The organism is Rhizobacter sp., from assembly GCF_032229685.1.
In the GTDB taxonomy this organism is placed as follows: Bacteria; Pseudomonadota; Gammaproteobacteria; order Burkholderiales; family Burkholderiaceae_C; genus LMDS01.
Map to the genome: position 1 here is coordinate 1 of NZ_JAVTWP010000020.1, position 15,015 is coordinate 15,015.

General features: G+C 67.2%; 18 protein-coding genes. 13 read left to right on the forward strand and 5 right to left on the reverse strand.

Features of this window, described 5'->3' with window-relative positions; translation table 11 throughout:
- Together AC30PD_RS08295 and AC30PD_RS08300 are read right to left on the reverse strand one after the other, a co-directional pair.
- A partial coding sequence (locus tag AC30PD_RS08295; RefSeq protein WP_489535178.1) for a Rossmann-fold NAD(P)-binding domain-containing protein occupies positions 1-529 on the reverse strand: 529 nt, incomplete at its 3' end.
- Positions 529-1,740: an aspartate aminotransferase family protein gene (locus tag AC30PD_RS08300; RefSeq protein WP_489535179.1), complete on the reverse strand. Its 1,212-nt coding sequence runs from the start codon at positions 1,738-1,740 to the stop codon at positions 529-531. The genes AC30PD_RS08295 and AC30PD_RS08300, both read right to left, overlap by 1 nt.
- Before the next feature lie 242 nt (positions 1,741-1,982).
- On the opposite strand from AC30PD_RS08300, the gene AC30PD_RS08305 reads away from it, so the two are divergent.
- The gene (locus AC30PD_RS08305; RefSeq protein WP_489535180.1) at positions 1,983-2,306 is read left to right on the forward strand and encodes a DUF3579 domain-containing protein; all 324 of its coding nucleotides are present in this window, start codon (positions 1,983-1,985) and stop codon (positions 2,304-2,306) included.
- A 67-nt stretch (positions 2,307-2,373) separates the two neighbouring features.
- On the opposite strand, the gene rpsT is transcribed toward AC30PD_RS08305, so the two are convergent.
- Complete coding sequence (gene rpsT / locus AC30PD_RS08310; protein WP_489535181.1) at positions 2,374-2,676, reverse strand: 30S ribosomal protein S20; 303 nt, start codon at positions 2,674-2,676, stop codon at positions 2,374-2,376.
- A 151-nt stretch (positions 2,677-2,827) separates the two neighbouring features.
- Here rpsT and murJ point away from each other — a divergent pair, with 151 nt between their 5' ends.
- The 12 genes from murJ to AC30PD_RS08370 all read left to right on the forward strand — a co-directional run bounded on the left by murJ (position 2,828) and on the right by AC30PD_RS08370 (position 13,809).
- Complete coding sequence (gene murJ, locus AC30PD_RS08315) at positions 2,828-4,384, forward strand: murein biosynthesis integral membrane protein MurJ (RefSeq protein WP_489535182.1); 1,557 nt, start codon at positions 2,828-2,830, stop codon at positions 4,382-4,384.
- 9 nt (positions 4,385-4,393) lie between these two features.
- A complete protein-coding gene (locus tag AC30PD_RS08320; RefSeq protein ID WP_489535183.1) occupies positions 4,394-5,263 on the forward strand; it encodes a SirB1 family protein in 870 nt (289 codons plus the stop codon).
- 97 nt (positions 5,264-5,360) lie between these two features.
- On the forward strand, positions 5,361-6,422 hold the full coding sequence (locus AC30PD_RS08325; protein WP_489535184.1) for an AI-2E family transporter: 1,062 nt from the start codon (positions 5,361-5,363) through the stop codon (positions 6,420-6,422).
- Positions 6,419-7,090 carry a DnaA regulatory inactivator Hda gene (hda, locus tag AC30PD_RS08330; protein WP_489535185.1) on the forward strand — a complete coding sequence of 224 codons (672 nt, stop codon included), beginning with the start codon at positions 6,419-6,421 and terminating at the stop codon, positions 7,088-7,090. The genes AC30PD_RS08325 and hda overlap by 4 nt, the downstream gene beginning before the upstream one ends.
- Positions 7,087-7,773 (forward strand): HAD family hydrolase, encoded by a 687-nt coding sequence (locus tag AC30PD_RS08335; protein ID WP_489535186.1) that lies wholly within the window; start codon positions 7,087-7,089, stop codon positions 7,771-7,773. The genes hda and AC30PD_RS08335 overlap by 4 nt, the downstream gene beginning before the upstream one ends.
- Before the next feature lie 10 nt (positions 7,774-7,783).
- Positions 7,784-9,367, forward strand: a complete 1,584-nt coding sequence (gene pcnB, locus AC30PD_RS08340; RefSeq protein WP_489535187.1) for a polynucleotide adenylyltransferase PcnB — start codon at positions 7,784-7,786, stop codon at positions 9,365-9,367.
- A 9-nt stretch (positions 9,368-9,376) separates the two neighbouring features.
- Positions 9,377-10,543, forward strand: coding sequence for a serine hydrolase domain-containing protein (locus AC30PD_RS08345; protein ID WP_489535188.1), 1,167 nt, complete (start codon positions 9,377-9,379; stop codon positions 10,541-10,543).
- Positions 10,524-11,033, forward strand: coding sequence for a 2-amino-4-hydroxy-6-hydroxymethyldihydropteridine diphosphokinase (gene folK, locus AC30PD_RS08350; RefSeq protein WP_489535189.1), 510 nt, complete (start codon positions 10,524-10,526; stop codon positions 11,031-11,033). The genes AC30PD_RS08345 and folK overlap by 20 nt, the downstream gene beginning before the upstream one ends.
- A complete protein-coding gene (locus AC30PD_RS08355) occupies positions 11,030-11,383 on the forward strand; it encodes a DMT family protein (protein ID WP_489535190.1) in 354 nt (117 codons plus the stop codon). Before folK ends, AC30PD_RS08355 begins: the two co-directional genes overlap by 4 nt.
- A complete protein-coding gene (locus AC30PD_RS08360; protein WP_489535191.1) occupies positions 11,383-12,045 on the forward strand; it encodes a deoxynucleoside kinase in 663 nt (220 codons plus the stop codon). Before AC30PD_RS08355 ends, AC30PD_RS08360 begins: the two co-directional genes overlap by 1 nt.
- A gap of 85 nt (positions 12,046-12,130) precedes the next feature.
- Positions 12,131-12,778 carry a DUF47 domain-containing protein gene (locus AC30PD_RS08365; RefSeq protein ID WP_489535192.1) on the forward strand — a complete coding sequence of 216 codons (648 nt, stop codon included), beginning with the start codon at positions 12,131-12,133 and terminating at the stop codon, positions 12,776-12,778.
- Positions 12,779-12,795: 17 nt separating this feature from the next.
- The gene (locus tag AC30PD_RS08370; RefSeq protein WP_489535193.1) at positions 12,796-13,809 is read left to right on the forward strand and encodes an inorganic phosphate transporter; all 1,014 of its coding nucleotides are present in this window, start codon (positions 12,796-12,798) and stop codon (positions 13,807-13,809) included.
- Here the strand turns inward: AC30PD_RS08370 and AC30PD_RS08375 are convergent, their stop codons facing one another.
- Together AC30PD_RS08375 and AC30PD_RS08380 are read right to left on the reverse strand one after the other, a co-directional pair.
- On the reverse strand, positions 13,810-14,253 hold the full coding sequence (locus AC30PD_RS08375) for a hypothetical protein (RefSeq protein WP_489535194.1): 444 nt from the start codon (positions 14,251-14,253) through the stop codon (positions 13,810-13,812).
- Positions 14,250-14,792, reverse strand: coding sequence for a GNAT family N-acetyltransferase (locus AC30PD_RS08380; protein WP_489535195.1), 543 nt, complete (start codon positions 14,790-14,792; stop codon positions 14,250-14,252). The genes AC30PD_RS08375 and AC30PD_RS08380 overlap by 4 nt, the downstream gene beginning before the upstream one ends.
- Positions 14,793-15,015 lie beyond the last annotated feature (223 nt).

The following is a 15,015-nucleotide window of genomic DNA, read 5'->3' on the forward strand; positions in this document are numbered from 1 at the left end:
CGGCCGCCTGCAGCCAGGTGTTGGCCATGTTGTTGCCGTCGCCGACCCAGGCCACGACCTTGCCCTTGATGCTGCCGCGCTGCTCGATGAAGGTGAACACGTCGGCCAGGATCTGGCACGGGTGGTATTCATTGGTCAGGCCGTTGATCACCGGCACGCGAGAGTTCGCCGCGAAGGCTTCGAGCTTCTTCTGCTCGAAGGTGCGGATCATCACGATGTCGACCATGCGGCTGATCACGCGCGCGCTGTCTTCGATCGGCTCGGCGCGGCCGAGCTGGCTGTCGCCGGTGGTCAGGTTCACGACCGAGCCGCCCATCTGGTACATGCCGGCCTCGAAGCTCACGCGTGTGCGTGTGCTGGCCTTCTCGAAGATCATGGCGAGCGTGCGGTCGACCAGCGGCGTGTACTTCTCGTAGTTCTTGAAGCGCTTCTTGATCGTGGCCGCGCGCTCGAACAGGTAGGCGTATTCCTCGGCGCGCAGGTCCTTGAACTGAAGGTAGTGCTTGATGAGGCTCATGCCGGGTTTCATCACGTGGCTTCGGCGAGGAAGGCCTTGATCAGCGGGCACAGGATCTGCACGATCTGCGCGGCTTCGTCGGCGCTCAGGATCAGCGGCGGCACGAGACGGATCACGCGGTCGGCCGTGACGCTCAACATCAGCCCGGCTTTCGCGGCGCGGCCGAGGATATCACCGCACGGCCGGTCGAGCTCGATGCCGAGCATCAAGCCCTGGCCACGCACTTGCTTCACGCCCTTCACGCCGGCGAGCTCGCGCTCCAGGCCGGCCTTGAGCAGGCCACCGACGGTGGCGGCGTTCGCCAGCAGGCGTTCTTCTTCCATGATGCGGATGGTCTCGACGCCGGCGCGCATCGCCAGCGGGTTGCCACCGAAAGTGGTGCCGTGGTTGCCCGGCGCGAACACGTTCGCGGCCTTCGGGCCGCAGACCACCGCACCCACCGGCACGCCCGAGCCCAGGCCCTTGGCCAGCGGCATCACGTCGGGCTTGATGCCAGCCCACTGGTGCGCGAACCACTTGCCGGTGCGCCCCATGCCGCACTGCACTTCGTCGAGCATCAGCAGCCAGTCGTTCTGGTCGCAGACGCGGCGCACTTCGCGCAGGTAGTCGACCGTCGCCGGGTTGATACCACCTTCTCCCTGGATCACTTCGAGAAACACCGCGACCACGTTCTTGTTGCTGCGCGCCACGGCTTCGATCGCTGCCACGTCGTTCAGCGGCACGCGCACGAAACCTTCGACCAGCGGGCCGAAGCCGGCCTGCACCTTGGGGTTGCCGGTGGCCGACAGCGTGGCGATCGAGCGGCCGTGGAACGCCGCTTCGTAGACCACGATCTCGGGGCGGTCGATGCCCTTGTCGTGACCGAACTTGCGGGCGAGCTTGATCGCACCTTCGTTGGCCTCGAGGCCGGTCGAGCAGAAGAACACGTTGCTCATGCCCGACAGCTCGCACAGCTTGGCGGCGAGCTGTTCCTGCAGCGGCACCAGGTAGTAGTTCGAGCTGTGGATGAGCTTGCCGATCTGCTCTTGCAATGCCGGCACCAGTTTGGGGTGGGCGTGGCCGAGCGTGTTGACGGCAATGCCGCCCAGGCCGTCGAGGTACTTCTTGCCGTCGGTGTCCCAGACCCAGCAGCCTCGGCCATGCGAGAGCGCCAGCGGCAGGCGGCCGTAGGTGCGCATCACATGGGGTTCACTTGATGTGTGCAGCTTGTCCGGGGCATTCATGGCAGGGACTCCGTGGGTGGGCGTCAATGAAACGGGCGGGAGTGCCGATAAGTCACGTCCCGCCCTGCCACGATTCTAAAGCGGGGGCCGAATCCGGCGATGACAACGGCATGCACACCCCGGCCGCCGGCACAGATCGTGCTGCACTGCAACACATTCACGGCACAATGGCGCGTGCCGCACAACGGCCGTTCCGGACCGAGGGTCCCGCTTGGCCGCCCACTGCCGGCCGCACCGAACCGATGACCAGCCCCAAGCCCCGCGAGTTTTTCATCCAAGGTGTCACCCTGGATGGCCAGGCCTTCCGCCCCAGCGACTGGGCCGAGCGCTTGGCGGGCGCCATGTCGTGCTTCCGGCCCGACGGCGTGCAAGGCGGCATCGGCGCCTACATCGGCTATTCGCCGCTGTGCGTGCCGCGCGTCATCAACGGCGTCAAGTGCGTGATCGTCAGCGAGGCGCTCAAGGGCGTGGAGCCGATGGCCTGGGACTTCGTGATGAACTTCGCCCGCGACAACCGGCTGCAATTGGCCGAGGCCTGCCTCGTGCCCGAGGCCCCGCCGAAGTAGTTGTTACCCGACCCTAAAAGCAAAAAGGCTCGCAATGCGAGCCTTTTGTGCGGTGCCGGGGAGTGGGTCAGGCGGCGACGGCCAGTGCCTTGACCTTGGCCGACAGGCGGCTCTTGTGGCGCGCTGCCTTGTTCTTGTGGAACAGGCCCTTGTCGGCCACCGAGTCGATCACGACCTGGGCGCTCTTGAACAGCTCGGCCGCCTTGGCCTTGTCACCGGCCACAACCGCCTTCTGCACGTTCTTGATGACGGTGCGGAACTTCGAACGCAGGGCCGTGTTGGCCGCGTTGAGTTTCACGTCTTGCCGCACGCGCTTCAGACCCGAAGCGATGCGAACTGTCTTTTTCTTGGCTTTGGAAGTGGTGGCCATGTTGGAGCTTGAGCAATTGGAGCAAAGACCGCGAGTATAGCATCGGCCAGGAAGCCGCTGCAATCCGTTGGCCTGCTGGGCAGGGGCGCTCCCTATAATTCTGCCGGTCTGCCTTGCCGAGCGGCCCTCACCCGGCGCCACACTGTCGTTCATGAACCTGTTGCGGGCCGCGTCCTCCGTTTCCCTGTTCACGCTGGCGTCACGCATTTCCGGCCTGGGCCGCGAGATTCTGGTGGCGTCCTTGTTCGGCGCCGGGGCCAGCGCCGACGCGTTCAACGTCGCTTTCCGCATCCCGAACCTGTTGCGCCGCCTCTTCGGCGAAGGCGCGTTCGCGCAGGCTTTCGTGCCGGTGCTCGCCGCCACCCGCGCGGTCGAAGGGGACGAGGTCACGCACCGCCTGATCGACGCTGTTGCAACGGTGCTGTTCTGGGCGCTGCTCGTGACCTGCGTGATCGGTGTGATCGCCGCGCCCGTCGTCGTGTGGGTGATGGGCTCCGAACTGGCCGAGTTCGACAGCGCGGTCGTGATGACCCGCTGGATGTTCCCCTACATCGGTTTCATCTCGCTGGTGTCGCTGTGCTCGGGCGTGCTCAACACCTGGAAGCGCTTCGCCGTGCCGGCCGCGACACCGGTATTGCTCAACATCGCGGTGATCGCCGCCGGCTGGCTGCTGGCGCCGGTGTTCAAGCGCGCCGGCGTCGACCCGATCTATTCGCTGGCCGTCGGCGTGATGATCGGTGGTGTGCTGCAACTGGCGCTGCAGGTTCCTGCATTGCGGCGCATCGGCCAGATGCCACGCATCGGCTTGCGCTGGAGCGCCATTCGCGACGCCTGGTCGCACCCCGGTGTGAAGCGCGTGATGCATCAGATGGGGCCGGCGCTGATCGGTGTGTCGGTCGCGCCGCTGTCGATGATCATCAACACCCAGATCGCCACGCACCAGGGCGTGGGCGCCGTCTCGTGGCTGACCTACGCCGACCGGCTGATGGAGTTCCCGACCGCGCTGCTCGGCGTGGCGCTCGGTGTGGTGCTGATCCCTCAGCTCTCGGCAGCGCAGGCGCGCAACGACGTGCCGGTCTACGCCGGCCTGCTCGACTGGGGCTTGCGCCTGGCGCTGCTGCTGGCCTTGCCGTGTTCGGTGGCGCTGCTGGTGTTCCCCGACGCGCTGCTGGCCACACTCTTCCACCGTGGCGCGTTCACTGCCGACGCGGTGCGGCAGTCGGCGCTGGCGCTGATGGGCTACGGCGCCGGCCTGCTCGGCATCATCGGCGTGAAGATCTTGGCGCCCGGCTTCTATGCGCGGCAGGACGTGCGCACACCGGTGCGTATCGCGATCACCGTGCTCGTGCTGACGCAGTGCCTCAACCTCGTGTTCGTGCCTTACCTCAAGCACGCCGGGCTGGCGTTGTCGATCGGCTTGGGCGCCGTCGTGAACGCCGCCTGGCTCTTCATTGGCCTGCGCCGCGCCGGCTGGTACACACCGGCCCCGGGCTGGTTCGGTTTCGGGTTGCGCGTGCTGGTGGGTTCGGCGCTGCTCGGCGGCTTGCTGGGCTGGGGTGCGCACGCGTTCGACTGGGTCGCGTTGGGTGCCCACGAGGGAAGGCGCATCGGCCTGATGGCCGCCTTCCTCGGCGGTTCGGCGCTGCTCTATTTCGTGGCACTGGCGGCGATGGGCATCCGCCTTCGCCATTTCATGCGCCGCGGCTAAACTGGCTGCATGCCCGGCCCCCTGCAATTCGAGACGCCCAGCGCCCTTGAATTTTTCACGACGCTGGTGGCCGACGACGCCAGCCTGTCGCTCGTCGAAGCGGCGGTGTCGATCGCGCAAGACGAGTACCCGCAGCTCGACACCCTGGCCGTGCTGGCCGAGATCGACCAACTCGCCGCCCGCCTCAAGCGCAAGTTCCCCGCCGACGCCGTGCCGGTGCAGCGTCTGCGCTGGCTCAACCGCTACTTCTTCCAGGAACTGGGCTTCGCGGGAAACGTCAACCACTACTACGACCCGAACAACAGCTATCTGCATGCCGTGCTCGCCACGAGGCGCGGCATCCCGATCACACTGGCCGTGCTCTACATCGAGCTCGCCACGCAGATCGGCCTGACGGCGCGCGGTGTTTCCTTCCCCGGCCACTTTCTCGTCAAACTGCGCATGCCGCAGGGCGAGGTCGTGATCGACCCGTTCACCGGGCATTCACTCTCGCGCGACGAACTCGACGAGCTGCTCGCACCCTACAAGCGCCACCGCGGCCTGCAAGGCGACTTCGACGTGCCGCTCGGTCTGTTCCTGCAGACCGCCAATTCGCGCGACGTGCTCGCCCGCATGCTGCGCAACCTGAAAGAAGTGCACCGAAACGCCGGCGAGGCCAGGCGCCTGCTGGCGGTGCAGCAGCGGCTCGTCGTGCTGTTGCCGCGGGCCTGGGAAGAACGGCGCGACCGCGGCCTGGTGTGTGCCGAGCTGGGCCTGGTGGACGCCGCCACGCGCGACCTGGCCGCGTACCTCGAGCACGTGCCCGCGGCGCCCGACCGAGCGCTCGTCGAAGCGCAACTGCTCGCGCTCGGCCGCGGCGGCGCTTCGCGCCTGCATTGAGCCGCCGCGCAGAGCCGAACGTGGCCCGTAGAATTCTCCCGGCTTGCCGCGTTGCGCCTGCACCGGCCGCCAGCCTGGCGCCGCAACTTCACGCCTCATGACCCTGACCGCCGCACAACGCCAAACCGCCACCTGGACCGCCCTCGGGGCGCTCGCCATCCTGCTGGTCTGGCTGCTCGGGCCGGTACTCACCCCGTTCCTCATCGCCGCCGTGCTCGGCTACGTGCTGCACCCGCTGGTCGAGCGCCTCGCGGCGCGCCGAGTGCCACGCGTGCTGGCCGTCACGCTCGTCGAAGTCACGGCCATCGTCGTCGTGCTCGCGGTGATCCTGCTGCTCGTGCCGATCCTGTCGAAGCAGCTTCCGTTGCTGCGCGAACAGATCCCGCTGCTGGCCGATCGCCTGAACAACGGCCTGTCGCCGCTGCTCGCGAACTTCGGCATCAACGTGGCGCTCGACACCGCCAGCATCAAGGCCTTCGTGCTCAAGTACCTCGACGCGAACGTCGACGACTCGATCGCCACCGCGCTCAGCTCGGCGCGCATCGGCGGCAGCATCGTGCTCGCGGTGCTGGGCAACGCCTTCCTGGTGCCCATGGTGCTGTTCTACCTGCTGCTGGACTGGATGAACCTGACGCAGCGCCTCGGCGCCCTGGTGCCGCCCCGCATGCGCGAAGGTGTTCACAGCTTCGTTCAGGAGTGCGACGACGTGCTCGGCCAGTACCTGCGCGGGCAACTGCTGGTGATGCTGGTTCTGGCGGCCTACTACAGCATCGCCTTGGCGCTGTTCGGCTTCGAGCTGGCGGTGCCGGTGGGTGTCTTCACCGGGTTGGCGGTCTTCATTCCCTACGTCGGCTTCGGTTTCGGCCTGGTGCTGGCCTTGATTTCCGGTCTGTTGCAGTTCACCGGCTGGTACGGCCTGATCGCGGTGGCGGTGGTCTACGGCTTCGGGCAACTCGTCGAGAGCTTCTTCCTGACACCGCGCCTCGTCGGCGAGCGCATCGGCATGAGCGCGCTCACCGTCATCTTCGCCTTGCTCGCGTTCGGCCACCTGTTCGGCTTTGTCGGCGTGCTGCTGGCCCTGCCGGTCAGCGCGTTGCTGGTGGTCGCGGTGCGGCGGTTACGTGCCAGCTACGTTGCCAGCGAGCTGTACCTCGGATGAAGCAGATCCCCTTGGCCATCGGCGTCGAAGCGGCGAACAGCTTCGACAACTTCCTGCCCGGCGCCAATGCGCTGGCGGTGGCGCACCTGCAGGCGCTCGGGCCACAGTCGGCCCCGGTGTACCTGTGGGGCGCCAGTGGCACCGGCAAGACCCATCTTCTTCAGGCGCTGGTGTTGCAGTACCAGCAGCAGGGCGCGCAGGCTGGCTGGTTCAATGCCGAAGACCCGGCGCCCTGGATGTTCGACGAGAGCTGGTCGCTGATCGTGATCGACCGCTGCGACGAGCTTCAACCCGACCCGCAACACGCCGCCTTCACGCTCTTCGTCGAAGCCACGACGCGTGGTGTGCCGATCGTCGCCGCCGGCCGCCTGCCGCCGGTCGACCTGCCTTTGCGCGAAGACTTGCGCACGCGTCTGGGCTGGGGCCACGTGTTCGCGCTGCAGCCGCTGAACGAGACCGAAATGCGCGCCGCACTGCGGCGCGAAGCCGACCGGCGCGGCGTGTTCCTGTCGGACGATGTGATGAGCTACCTGTTGACCCGCTTCGCACGCGACCTGAAGCACCTGATGACCCAGCTCGACCGGCTCGACGAGTTCGCGCTCGCGAACAAGCGTGCGATCACGGTGCCGCTGCTCAAGCAGATGCTGATCGAAGAGGGTGGCGCGTGAGCTCGGAGGTGGGCTGCAACCTGTGTTTGTTCGACCTCGACGACACGCTGCTCCCGCTCGATTCAGACCACGCCTGGGGCGAGTTTATGCTGCGGCTCGGCTGGGTCGACGCGGCCGAATTCAAGCGCCGCAATGACGCCTTCTACGCCCAATACAAGGTCGGCGCGCTCGACATCCATGCCTACATCGAATTCGCGACCGGGCCGCTGCGCGCGCGCGGGCTTGACGCAGCCGTGCAGGCGCACCGGCAGTTCATGCAGGAAGTGATCGCGCCCAACCTGCGGCCGGCCGCCTTGCAACTGGTGCGTTCGCACCAGGCGCGCGGCGACCTGATCGCCCTCGTCACCGCCACCAACGACTTCATCACCGCGCCGATCGCGCAGGCCCTCGGCATCGGCAAGCTGATCGCGGTGCGGCTCGAACGGGGCCCCGGGGGTACCATCACGGGCCGCATCGAGGGCACACCGAGTTACCGCGAAGGCAAGGTGGCGCGGGTGCAAGCCTGGCTGGCCGAGCGCGATTGCACCTGGCACAGCTTCGAGCGCATCAGCGTCTACAGCGACTCCGTGAACGACCTGGCCCTGCTGGAGCGCGCAACCGACCCGGTGGCCACGAACCCGACGCCCGCTCTCGAAGCCGTGGCCACCGAGCGCGGCTGGCGCGTCCTGAAACTGTTCGAGTGAACCGAAGCGAATGATCAAGAAATTCATCGACAAGCTGCTGGGCAAGAGTGCCAAGGCCGAGCCTGCGACCCCCGCCGCCGGCAAGCGCGTCGAGGTGCCGAAGAGCGAACACGGCATCGACCCGTCGCTGGTCGACGAACGCGCTGTCAAGGTCGTGACCACGCTGGCCGACGCCGGCTTCGAGGCCTACATCGTCGGCGGCGCGGTGCGTGACCTGCTGGTTGGTTTGCGCCCGAAAGACTTCGACGTGGCCACCAACGCCACGCCCGAGCAGGTGAAGGGCCTGTTCCGGCGCGCCTTCATCATCGGCCGGCGTTTCCGCATCGTGCACGTGGTGTTCGGGCGCGGGCGCCAGGACCGTGGGCTTTCTGAAGTGATCGAGGTCTCGACCTTCCGCGCGATGGTCGAGGCCGCAGCGACCGACCAGGTCAGCGGCAACGAGAAGACATCGAAGAGCGACCTCGCCGGCAAGAGCCATGTGGTCGATGCCGAAGGCCGCGTGCTGCGCGACAACGTGTGGGGCCCGCAGGTCGACGACGCCGCGCGGCGCGACTTCACCGTCAACGCGATGTACTACGACCCCGTGCGCGAGATCGTGGTCGACTACCACGGCGGCATCAAGGACGTGAAGAAGAAGCTGCTGCGCATGATCGGCGACCCGGCCACGCGTTACCGCGAAGACCCGGTGCGCATCATCCGCGTGGTGCGGTTCGCAGCCAAGCTCGGCTTCGAGATCGAACCCAAGACCCGCGCGCCGATCAAGGCGATGGTCGGCCTGCTCGACAACGTGCCGGCTTCGCGCACTTTCGACGAGATGATCAAGCTGCTGCAGACCGGCCACGCGCTGGCGAGCGTCGAAGAATTGAAGAAGCAGGGCCTGCACCGGGGTGTGTTCCCGGTGATCGACGTGGTTCTCGACGAAGCGCACCGCCACGACGGCCGCGAGAAGTTCGTGCAGCTCGCCCTGGCCGACACCGACCGGCGCGTCGGCGAAGGCAAGCCGGTCGCGCCGAGCTTCATGCTCGCGTGCATGCTGTGGCACGACGTGCTGGCGGGCTGGAGCAAGCTCAAGGCGCAGGGTGAGCCGTCGTTCCCGGCGTTGCAGCAGGCCGTCGACACGGTGTTCGACGCGCGCATCGGCGACATCTCGGGCCGTGGCAAGCTGGCCGCCGACATGCGCGAGATCTGGCTGATGCAGCCGCGCTTCGAGCGCCGCACCGGCAGCAGCGTGATGTCGCTCGTCGAGCAACCGCGCTTTCGCGCCGGCTTCGACTTCCTGCGCCTGCGTGGCGACGCCGGCGAAATCGAAGGCGAGCTCGCCAACTGGTGGGAAGATTTCTCGCTCGCCGACGAAGCCGGCCGGCGTGCGTTGCTCGACGCAGCGCGCAGCCAGGAACCGGTTCGGCGTGTGCGCAGCGCTCCGCGCGCGGCGGCTGCTGGTGTCGATGCTGAAGCCGACCCGGAAGTATCGGACGGGGCCGCCGTGTCCGATGGCGACCCGGTGCGCAAGCGCCGCCGCAGGCGCCGCAAGCCGTCGGGCAGCGCAGGTGCGAAAGATTCGGCCGCCCCCGCCGCGCCATCTGGCGACGTCTGAGGGCCGGCCGTGAAAGCGCCTGAAGCCGCCGGCCTGAACCGCGAAGCGCTCGAGCGCTTGCGCGCCGCGTTCACCGCCCTCGTCGAGCGCGGGCGATTGCCCGGGGCGCAATGGCTGATCCACCGGCGCGGCACGGTCGGCTGCTTCGACAGCGTCGGTCAACTCGACCCGGTGCGTGGCGGGCCGATGCGCGAGGACGCGATCTTTCGCATCTACTCGATGACCAAGCCGGTCGTCTCGGTGGCGGCGATGCGCTTGGTCGAACAGGGCCGCCTGATGCTGCGCGACCCGGTGTCGCAGTACCTGCCCGAGTTCGTGCGCGCTCGGGTCGGCGTGGAACGCGACGGCCAGCTCGAGCTGAAGATGCCGAACCGGGCGATGACGGTGCACGACCTGTTGCGCCACACCGCCGGCCTGACGTATGAGTTTCTCGAGCCTTCTGCCGTGCGGCTGCGCTACTCGGAAGCGAAGCTGTTCGCACGCGACCGAACCGGTGCTGCACTCAGCGCGGCGATCGCGCAGATCCCGCTGATGCACGAACCCGGCAGCGTGTGGGACTACAGCCGCGCAACCGACGTGCTCGGCCGGCTGCTCGAAGTGATCAGCGGGCAGAGCCTGGGCGAACACCTGCGCGAGGCGATCTTCGAGCCGCTGGGGATGAACGACACCGGCTTCGCCGTGCCTGCTTCGCAGTACGCGCGCCTGGCCGAGCCTTTCGCGATCAACCCCGACAACGGCGTGCCCGTTTCGACCTTCGACGCGCGCGTGCCGGCGGCGCTCGAAGGCGGCGGCGGCGGCCTGATGTCGACCACGGCCGACTACGCGCGCTTTCTGCGTTTGCTGCTCGGCGGCGGCACGATCGACGGCCTGCGCCTGCTGGGCCGCAAGACCGTGGAGTTCATGACGGCCGACCACCTGGGGGCTATCCCGCGCTCGGGCGAGGTGCTGCCGCGCGGGCACGGCTTCGGCCTCGGCTTCGCCGTGAAAACCGCGCTCGGCGAGCACACCGAACCCGGCTCGATCGGCAGCTACGGCTGGAGCGGCGCGGCGGGCACCGCTTTTTTCGTCGACCCGCAGGAAGCCATGTTCGCGATCGTGATGGTGCAGGCGCCTGGCCAGCTCGACGAGGTGCGCGAGTTGTTCAGGCAGCTCGTCTATGCCGCCATCGACGACTGATGCGGCGCGGCCGGTGCAGGCCTTCGTCGGCCTCGGTGCCAATCTGGGTGATGCCCGTGCCACGCTGCACGCTGCGCTGAACGCCCTGGCGCTGCTGCCTCACACAACGCTGCGGCAGAGTTCGTCGCTCTATCGAAGCACGCCGATCGAGTCGAGCGGGCCCGATTACCTGAACGCGGTCGTGCTGCTCGAAACGCGGCTCGCGCCGCACGAACTGCTGGCCGAACTGCAAGGCATCGAAGCGGCCCATGGCCGCGAACGACCGTACCCCAACGCCCCACGCACGCTCGACCTCGACCTGCTGCTGTACGGCGAGCAGTGCATCGACAGCGCCACCCTGACCGTGCCGCATCCGCGCTTGCACGAACGGGCCTTCGTGCTGCGGCCGCTGGCCGAGATCGCTGCCGATGCCCTGGTGCCCGGTGTCGGCCGCGTGCGCGACCTGCTATTGCGGGTGGCCGACCAGCGGGCCGATAAACTGCCGAGATGAACTCCATTCCGGTTTCGCTTCAGACGGTGCTGCTGCTGGTGGCGTCGAACGTCTTCATGACCTTCGCGTGGTACGGCCACCTGAAGAACCTGGCCGACAAACCCTGGTACACCGCCGCGCTCGTGAGCTGGGGCATCGCGCTGTTCGAATACCTGCTGCAGGTGCCGGGCAACCGCATCGGCTACGCCGGGGGCTTCACCCTGGCGCAGCTCAAGATCACGCAGGAAGTGATCACGCTCGCGGTCTTCGTGCCGTTCGCGATGGTCTACATGGACCAGCCCTTCAAGCTCGACTTCTTGTGGGCCGGCCTGTGCATGGTCGGCGCGGTGTACTTCATCTTCCGCGGCTGATGGACGCCGGCCTGCAACGCTTTCGACACATCGCGATCGAAGGCCCGATCGGCGCGGGAAAGAGTTCGCTCGCGCGCAAACTGGCCGCCTACCTCGGTGCCGATCTGCTGCTCGAGCAGGCCGAAGAGAACCCTTTTCTCGGGCGCTTCTACGCCGACATGCCGGGCTACGCGTTCCAGACCCAGCTTCATTTCCTGTTCCAGCGTGTCAAGCAGATGCAGGGCATCGCGCAGCCGGGCATGTTCGCCGGCGCGCTGGTCAGCGACTTCCTGTTCGCGAAGGACGGACTGTTCGCGCGCCTGAACCTGAGCGACGACGAGTACCGCCTCTACAGCCAGATGCACGCGCAGGTGGCCGGGCAGTTCAGCGAGCCCGATCTCGTGGTCTGGCTGCAGGCCACGCCCGCCACGCTGCTGCAGCGCATCCACCGGCGCGCCATCGGCATGGAGCAGGGCATCTCGGCCGATTATCTGCAGCGCCTTTGCGACGCCTACGTCGGCTACTTCGGCTCGTATGCAGGCGCGCCGGTGTTCGCGATCGGCACCGAAGACTTCAACCCGGTCGAGAGCAAGGCCGACTTCAACGAGCTGCTGGTGCGGCTGGCTGCGTTCCGTGGCCCGCGAGAGTACTTTCATTCGGCAGGCGACGTGCCGTTCGCCTGAATGGCGCCAGGGGCCCGCGCCCCGGCAAGTACACTCCCGCCGAGTCAAATCGATGACGGTTTGATGACATGTCCAGGAGACCCCCATGCTGTTCGGCAAGCTGCTGCCTCGCGAAGGCAATTTTTTCGAGCTGTTCAACCAGCATGGCAACCACATCGTCGAAGGCGCGCGCGCTTTCATCCTGCTGATCCAGAACTACGCCGACCTGCAGCTGCGCGAGAAATACGCCGCCGAGGTCGACCGCGCCGAGAAGCAGGCCGACCGCATCACCGCCGAGGTGAACCGGCTGCTGCACAAGACCTTCATCACGCCGATCGACCGCGAGCAGATCCATGGCCTGATCAACGCGATGGACGACATTCTCGACCTGCTGCAAGACGCCACCGAGACCATGTCGCTCTACGACGTGCGCGCGATGACCGAAGACGTGCTGCGCCTGGGTGACCTGAGCGCCAAGTGCTGCGAGCGCGTCCAGCATGCGGTGTCGCTTCTGCCCCGGATCAGCCAGCCGGCCACGGCCGAGGCGGCGATCAAGACCTGCGAAGAGATCGACAAGCTCGAGTCCGACGCCGACCGGGTGATGCGCTCGGCCATGTCGAAGCTCTTTCGCGAAGAGACCGACGTGCGCGAGCTGATCAAGCTCAAGGCGATCTACGAACTGCTCGAGTCGATCTCCGACCGGTGCGAAGACGTGGCGAACCTGATCGAGGGCGTCGTCCTCGAAAATTCCTGAACTGACGCTGCGTTCCGATGGGCTCTGTACAGACTGCCTTCTGGGTCGTCGCGATGCTGGTCGTGCTGGCGATCGCGTTCGACTTCATGAACGGTTTCCACGACGCGGCGAACGCGATCGCGACGGTCGTTTCCACCGGCGTGCTCAAGCCACAGCAGGCGATCATCTTCGCGGCCTTCTTCAACGTGCTGGCGATCGCGGTGTTTCACCTGAACGTGGCGGCCACGGTGGGCAAGGGCATCGTGCTGCCGGGCGTGGTCGACCACCACGTGGTGTTCGGCGCATTGATCGGTGCGATCTTCTGGAACGTGGTGACCTGGTGGTACGGCATTCCGTCGAGCTCGTCGCACGCGCTGATCGGCGGCATCGTCGGCGCGGTGATCGCCAAAGCCGGCGCCACGTCGCTGATCGCCGCCGGCGTGTGGAAGACGGTGCTGTTCATCTTCGTCTCGCCGCTGCTCGGCTTCCTGTTGGGCTCGATCCTGATGGTCGTGGTGGCACACCTGTGCCGGCGCGCTTCACCGCTGCGGGTCGACAACCTGTTCCGGCGCCTGCAGCTGGTGTCGGCCGGCCTGTACAGCCTGGGCCACGGCGGCAACGACGCCCAGAAGACGATCGGCATCATCTGGATGTTGCTGATCGCCTCGAACTACACCCCGGCCACCGACGCCATGCCGCCGAGCTGGGTGATCTGGAGCTGCTACATCGCCATCGGCCTGGGCACGATGTTCGGCGGCTGGCGCATCGTCAAGACCATGGGGCAGAAGATCACCAAGCTCAAGCCGGTGGGCGGCTTCTGCGCCGAAACCGGCGGAGCGATCACGCTGTTCCTGGCAACGGCGCTCGGTGTACCGGTGTCGACCACCCACACCATCACCGGCGCGATCGTCGGCGTGGGTTCGGTGCGCCGCGCTTCGGCAGTGCGCTGGGGCGTGGCCGGCAACATCGTGTGGGCGTGGATCTTCACGATCCCGGCCTCGGCCTTCGTGGCCGGGGTGTTCTACTGGATCAGCCTGCGCCTGTTCGTCTGATCACCGGGCCGGCGGCGCGGCCTGGTACTCGAAATAGCGTTGTGCGCTGAAGGCGATCGTGGCCATCAGCACACCCGCGCCCAGGCTCAGCGCGGTGATCACGCCGATGATCACGATCCAGCCGCTGGGCTGCACGGCGCCGCTCGGGTTGAAGCGCGCCTGCCACTTTTCGTCGGATGTGAGCCCGAGCACGAGCGCGCTGACCATGGCGATGGTCAGCGTCAGGCCGAGCATCGGAATCAGCACCCACGCCAGATGGTCGTCGACGCCCAGATGACGCATGCGCTGCACACCGTACAGGCCGGCCAGCGTGGGCGCCACGACGAGCCAGCCTGCCTTGTCTTTCAGCCCGTGCAGGTAGAAGCGGTGCAGGCCGAAGCAGCCGCCGACGACCGCGAACCAGGTGGCCAGCGTCTTCGACTTGAGCGCGCCAGGCGCGCTCACGCTGCGTCCACCGGCGCGGTGCGGGCCCCCTGGCCGAGGTTCTTCTGCATCAGCACCACGTCGAGCCAGCGCTCGAACTTCCAGCCGGCGGCTTTCATCACGCCGACGGGTTCGAAGCCCAGGGTGCGGTGCACGCCGATCGAGCCGAGGTTGGCCGAGTCGCCGATCACGGCCAGCATCTGCCGCGCGCCAGCGGCTTCGCAGCGCGCCAGCAGCTCGGCCAGCAGCAGGCGCCCGAGGCCCTGGCCTTTGGCGTCGGCCGCCAGGTAGACCGAGTCTTCCAGGCAGAAGCGGTAGGCGCGGCGCGGGCGGAAGTGGTTGGCATAGGCGTAGCCCAGCACCGCGCCGCCGCGCTCGGCCACGAGCCAGGGCAGGCCCTTGGAGAGCACGTCGTCGCGGCGCCGCGCCATCTCGGCCTCGTCGGGCGCTTCGAGCTCGAAGGTGCCGGTGCCGTTCAGCACGTTCCAGCCGTAGATGGCCGTGATGGCGGGCACGTCGGCGGGGGTGCTGGGGCGGATCAGCAGCGAGGCGGCGGTCATGTCGGTTCCCAAGGATGGTTGCTCTGAGTTTATAATGCGCGGTTTCGTTGCTGGCCGAGCGAGCGTTCGGCGTATCTACGGCAACGAGGGACAGCACGTGCTGTCGGAGGCTGCGCACCGCAAGGCGCAAAGGCTCCGGTGGCTCCCGATCTGCCTGACCTGCGTGCCCTGACCGGCGCGGTGTCCTGGTGCGGTGGAAGATTGAACATTCTGAAGGAACAGT